Raw genomic sequence first — 4,967 nt, forward strand, 5'->3', positions numbered from 1 at the left:
GGCACCGCCCTGCGGGAGGCCAGCAGCCAGGAGCGCGGTGTGCCGCCGGGATCCTCGTAACGCACCTCGAAGAGGTTGAGCCAGCGGGTCTCGGAAATTTTCAGGTGCTGACGGATTTTCATGGCGACTCCGGTTCCGGGGAGCGCGGTGCGCAAACCCCGCTGCCGCTGAATTTTAAACTAGCGAAGGTGCCGCTCTTTTATCGGCTGTGGCGGCCGCTTTCCTTAGCTGCCGGCGGCCTGGGGATCTGCGTGACCCTGTCCCTCCCCGGCGCAGTGCCCCGAATCGGCTTTGGGGGTGATGGCGCTTACCGGGCAGACGGCGGCGCAGGCCAGGCACCCCTCGCAGGTGAATTCCTGGCCATCGGCGGAAAGTCCCTGGGCGCTGATGACGGTCTGGATGCCGCGCCGGGCGAAGGTCAGCAGCGAACTGCCGTTGCGCTCCTGGCAGGCCCGCAAACATTTGCCGCACAGGACGCAGCGGGCCGGGTGAAGGTCGAAACAGGGAGGCGAGGTGTCGATCTCCAACTCCCGCGGGACCCTTTCCAGGGGTTTGGGCTTCAAACCCATCTGAAGGTGCCGCGCCACCTGCTGGAGGGCGCAGCGCTTGTGGGCCGGGCAATCGGCGGTGATCTGATGGGCGGAGACGAGCAGGCGGAAGGCCGACTGCTGCAGCCGGCGGACCGGCGCGGTGGCGGTGTGCACCACCATCCCGTCGGTGACCGCGACCGTGCAGGCGGTGACCGGCGCCGGTTGGCCCTGGATCTCCACGAAGCACAGGCGGCAGCCCGCAAACGGTTCGGGACTTTCGGCCATGTAGCAAAGGTTGGGGATATAGATGCCGGCCGCCAGACACGTCGCCAGCAGGTTGCTACCCTCGGCAACCTCCAGGGGGGTGCCGTCCACCTCGATTCGAATCATCGTCGCAGGTCCTGTCAGTCGTCCTGGGGGGGGCGCGCGATCACCGGCGCCAGCCCCGGCGGGGAAACTTTCCTGACCGCGTCGTACTCGGGCGGGCAGGCCACCAGACACTCACCGCATTTCACGCACTTTTCCTGGTCGATGGCGCGTTTGCGCTGACGGGTGATGAAAACCGCCTCCACCGGGCAGCAGCCCTCGCAGACGTTGCAGCCCCGGGCGCATTTCTCAAGGTCGATGTAAAAGGCCGTCAGCGGCCGGCAGACGCAGGCCGGGCAGCGCTTCTCGCGGATATGGGCTTCGTACTCGTCGCGAAAATAGCGCAGGGTGGTGAGCACCGGGTTGGGCGCGGTCTTCCCCAGCCCGCAGAGCGAGCCGGCCTTGATGTCCTCGGCCAGGGTTTCCAGGGTCTCCAGGTCCCCTTCGCGTCCCTCGCCGCGCGTGATGCGGGTCAGGATCTCCAGCAGGTGCCAGGTGCCGATGCGGCAGAAGGTGCATTTGCCGCAGGACTCCTTCTGGGTGAAGTCCACAAAATAGCGGGCCACATCCACCATGCAGGTGTCCTCGTCCATCACCACCATGCCGCCGGAGCCCATCATCGCGCCGGCGCTCTGGAGGGAATCAAAATCGATGGGGGTGTCCAGGAACTCTGCCGGCAGGCAGCCGCCCGAGGGGCCCCCGATCTGGACCGCCTTGAACTGCTTCTTGTTGGGGATCCCGCCGCAGATATCGAAAATCAGGGTGCGCAGGGAGGTCCCCATGGGGATTTCCACCAGGCCGGGGTGAAGCACATCGCCGACCACCGAAAAAATAGCCGTGCCGGGGCTGTCCGCGGTTCCCATCCCCCGGTACCAGTCCGCGCCGTTGCCGATGATGGGCGGCAAGGCCGCCAGGGTCTTGACGTTGTTGATGATCGTGGGATGGCCGTCGATGCCTTTTTCGGCCGGAAAGGGCGGCCGGGGGTGGGGCATGCCGCGGTAGCCGGCCACCGAACGGATCAGGGCGGTTTCCTCGCCGCAGACGAAAGCGCCGGACCCCTGGAAAATCTCCACCTCGAGGTTGAAGCCGCTGCCCAGGATATCGGCGCCCAAAAGCCCCATTGCGCGCGCCTGGGCAATAGCGCTGGTGATGGTCGTGACCGCCAGCGGGTATTCCGCCCGCACGTAGACCAGGGCGCGCTGGGATCCCACGGCATAGGCGCAAATGGCGATGCCCTCCAGGATCTGGTGGGGCGTGCTCTCCAGCAGGGTGCGGTCCATGTAGGCGCCGGGGTCGCCCTCGTCGGCGTTGCAGACCACCCATCTGACGGGGTCGGGGCTGCTGCGGGCTAGCCGCCATTTGCGCGCGGCGGGGAAACCGGCGCCACCGCGGCCCCGCAGACCGGCGGTCGCGACGGTGGTGATGATATCCTCCGGGGGGGTTTGCAGGGCTTGGGCGAGGGCCGCGTAGCCGCCGGCGGCCAGGTATTCCCGGATCTCGCCGGGGTCGATGCGGCCGCAGTGCGCCATGACCACCCGGGCTTCGCGGTTGAAGCGCGCGAAGTCGGTCACCGAAGGAATCAGGTCGTTGGGGATCGTGGCCCCCAGCAAATGCTCGAAGCGCGGGTCGCCCTCCTCAAGAAAGAGGTGGGTCAGCATTTTGGCTTTGCCCGGGGTGACCTGGGGGTAGAAAATCGGCGGGAAACCCGACTCGGGGTGGTCGATCACCACCACCGGCTCGGCGTAGCAGTGGCCCACGCAGCCGACGGTGTGAATGCAAGCCGCGATCCCGCGCTCTGCCAGGGCCTCCTCGAAGGCGGCCTTGGTCTCCAGGGCACCCGAGGCGATTCCGCAGGTGGCCAGGCCGATCTGGATGGTGGGCCGGTGGTCCGGGTTGCACGCTCTCTGGTGCGCCTCGGCGGCCGTACGCAGGGCCTCGAAGCGATCTTGCACCGTGGCCTTTTCAGCTGTCGGCATGGTCTTTTTTTTCCCTCTCTGCGCGTTCGCGGGCAATCCTGACCTGTAGAATCAGCCCCTCCACCTTGCTGGGGGCCATGTGCCCGTGGACCGTCTCCCCCACGCAGGCCACGGGCGCTAAAGCGCAGCAGCCGACGCAGGCCACCCGTTCGATGCTGAATTCACGGTCGGGGGTGGTCTGCCCCTCCGGGATTTCCAGCTTGCGTTCGAAATTTTCCAGGATGATGTCGCCGCCGCGCACGTGGCAGGCGGTCCCCATGCAGACCCGGATGGGGTTGCGACCCGGGGGGTGGAAGCGAAACTGGTTGTAGAAAGTTGCAACGCCGTAGACCTGGCTCGGGGGCAGGCGCAGGTGTCGGGCCACCAGCTGGAGGACGGCGGGGGCAAGGTAACCGTGGGTGTTCTGGATGGTCTGGAGAATGGGGATCAGGTTGGCGCGCTCCCGGTCGAATGCCGCCAGTCGGCGGGCAACGTCGGCCAGAATCGCGCCCTCTTCGGCCGTCAGGGCCTCACCAGCGGCGTTTTCCATGCGGGGCCTCGCGGGGGTTATTCCGGATTCTCGGAGGTTGCGGCCGCCGGTGCAGTCCGGCCGGACAAGCGCGCGGCGGCATCCACTTCTGAAAGCTTCTGGTAGCAGTCCAGCAGCCGGCTGCCCAGCGAGGCCGCCAGGCAGCGATAGACCAGAAAACCGTTTTCGGTATCCTTTTCCAGCAGCCGCAGGAAACGGCCGCGGTCCACCGTCAGCACGTAGGTGGGGGTCAGGCAGCGGGCGTTGGTGTCGAACACATTGCGGCCGATCATGGCGCACCAGCCGAGGATTTCACCCACCGAACGGCCCACATAGACCTTTTCCTGCCCCTCTCCCATGCTGAGCGCCACCTCGCCCTTGATCAGGATAAAAAAACGGTCCGCCGGTTGGTTGCGACGGAAGAGAAGCGCATCCGCCGCGAAAAACTCGTTGCGCGCAATCGCCATGAAATCCCGCACGAAGGCCTGGTTGACCCCGCAGAAAAGCTCCCCCTGTTTGATCGGCATGGGTCCCTCCTTTGGTTTGGGCATCGACCCGCCATGTCAGTTGATGCCGTAGGCGCTCAGTTTGCGGCGCAGGGTGTTCAGACCGATCCCCAGCACGCGCGCCGTGCGGGATTTGTTCTCCCCGGTCTGGCGATAGACGCTGAGAATATGTTCCTTGACGACGGTTTCAAGGGTGAGCGCCGGTTTGCCGCCGTTGCCCCCCTGGCGTTTGAGCTGCTGCAGGGCGGGGGGCAGGAAGCGGGCGGCGATGGGTCGCCCCTGGGCCAGATTGAGGGCCGAGCGCACGATGGACTGCAGTTCGCGGATGTTGCCGGGATAGCTGTAGGCGGTCAGCAGCGCCGCGGCCTCCGGTTCGATGGCCGATTCGCCGGCCGTTTCCGCGAAGCAGCGCAAAAAATGGTTGGCCAGCAGCAGGATGTCCTCGGGCCGTTCGCGCAAGCTGGGAAGGTGCAGCCAACCGCCGCGGATGCGGTAGTAGAGGTCCTTGCGAAAGAGCTTGCGGGCCATCAGTTTGTCGAGGTCCTCGTTGGTGGCGGCGATGAAGCGCACATCCGCCTTTTGCCGCTGGTTGCTGCCCAGCTTGACGTACTCCCCGTCTTGCAGCACGCGCAGCAGTTTGCCCTGCAATTCCAGGGGCAGGATCCCGATTTCGTCCAGAAATAGCGTTCCGCGGTGGGTGTGTTCCAGATAGCCGACGCGCTCCTGGGCGGCGCCGGTGAAGGCGCCCCGGGTGTGACCGAAAAACTCGGCGTCGAAGAGGTTGGCGTTCACGGAGGCCATGTTCACAGGGGTGAAGGCAAACCGCGACCGCGGGCTGGCCTCGTGGATCGCGCGCGCCAGAAGTTCCTTGCCGGTCCCGCTTTCGCCGGTGATCAGAACCGGCACCGTGGTGGCGGCATGCAGCTCGGCCTCTTTGAGAATGCGCTGGACCGAAGCCGAGCAGGTGATGATTCCCTGGAAGACCGCCGGGTTTTTCAGCTCCGGCAGGCGGCTTTTTTTGCCGAGCTCGACGATGTCCAGGAGGCGTTTGCGCTCCAGGGCGCGATCGATGGCGATGCGC

Annotated in this window: 5 protein-coding genes; all 5 read right to left on the minus strand. The window is 66.0% G+C overall.

Annotated elements, in window-relative coordinates:
* Positions 1 to 224 precede the first annotated feature (224 nt).
* The gene (locus LJE63_05625; GenBank protein ID MCG6906087.1) at positions 225 to 920 is read right to left on the minus strand and encodes a (2Fe-2S)-binding protein; all 696 of its coding nucleotides are present in this window, start codon (positions 918 to 920) and stop codon (positions 225 to 227) included.
* Positions 921 to 934: 14 nt separating this feature from the next.
* On the minus strand, positions 935 to 2,872 hold the full coding sequence (locus LJE63_05630; GenBank protein MCG6906088.1) for an SLBB domain-containing protein: 1,938 nt from the start codon (positions 2,870 to 2,872) through the stop codon (positions 935 to 937).
* Positions 2,859 to 3,401: an NADH-quinone oxidoreductase subunit NuoE gene (gene nuoE, locus LJE63_05635; protein MCG6906089.1), complete on the minus strand. Its 543-nt coding sequence runs from the start codon at positions 3,399 to 3,401 to the stop codon at positions 2,859 to 2,861. The genes LJE63_05630 and nuoE overlap by 14 nt, the downstream gene beginning before the upstream one ends.
* A gap of 17 nt (positions 3,402 to 3,418) precedes the next feature.
* Positions 3,419 to 3,907 carry a cyclic nucleotide-binding domain-containing protein gene (locus LJE63_05640; protein ID MCG6906090.1) on the minus strand — a complete coding sequence of 163 codons (489 nt, stop codon included), beginning with the start codon at positions 3,905 to 3,907 and terminating at the stop codon, positions 3,419 to 3,421.
* A gap of 36 nt (positions 3,908 to 3,943) precedes the next feature.
* A partial coding sequence (locus tag LJE63_05645; protein ID MCG6906091.1) for a sigma-54 dependent transcriptional regulator occupies positions 3,944 to 4,967 on the minus strand: 1,024 nt, incomplete at its 5' end.

This window comes from Desulfobacteraceae bacterium, assembly GCA_022340425.1.
In the GTDB taxonomy this organism is placed as follows: domain Bacteria; phylum Desulfobacterota; class Desulfobacteria; order Desulfobacterales; family JAABRJ01; genus JAABRJ01.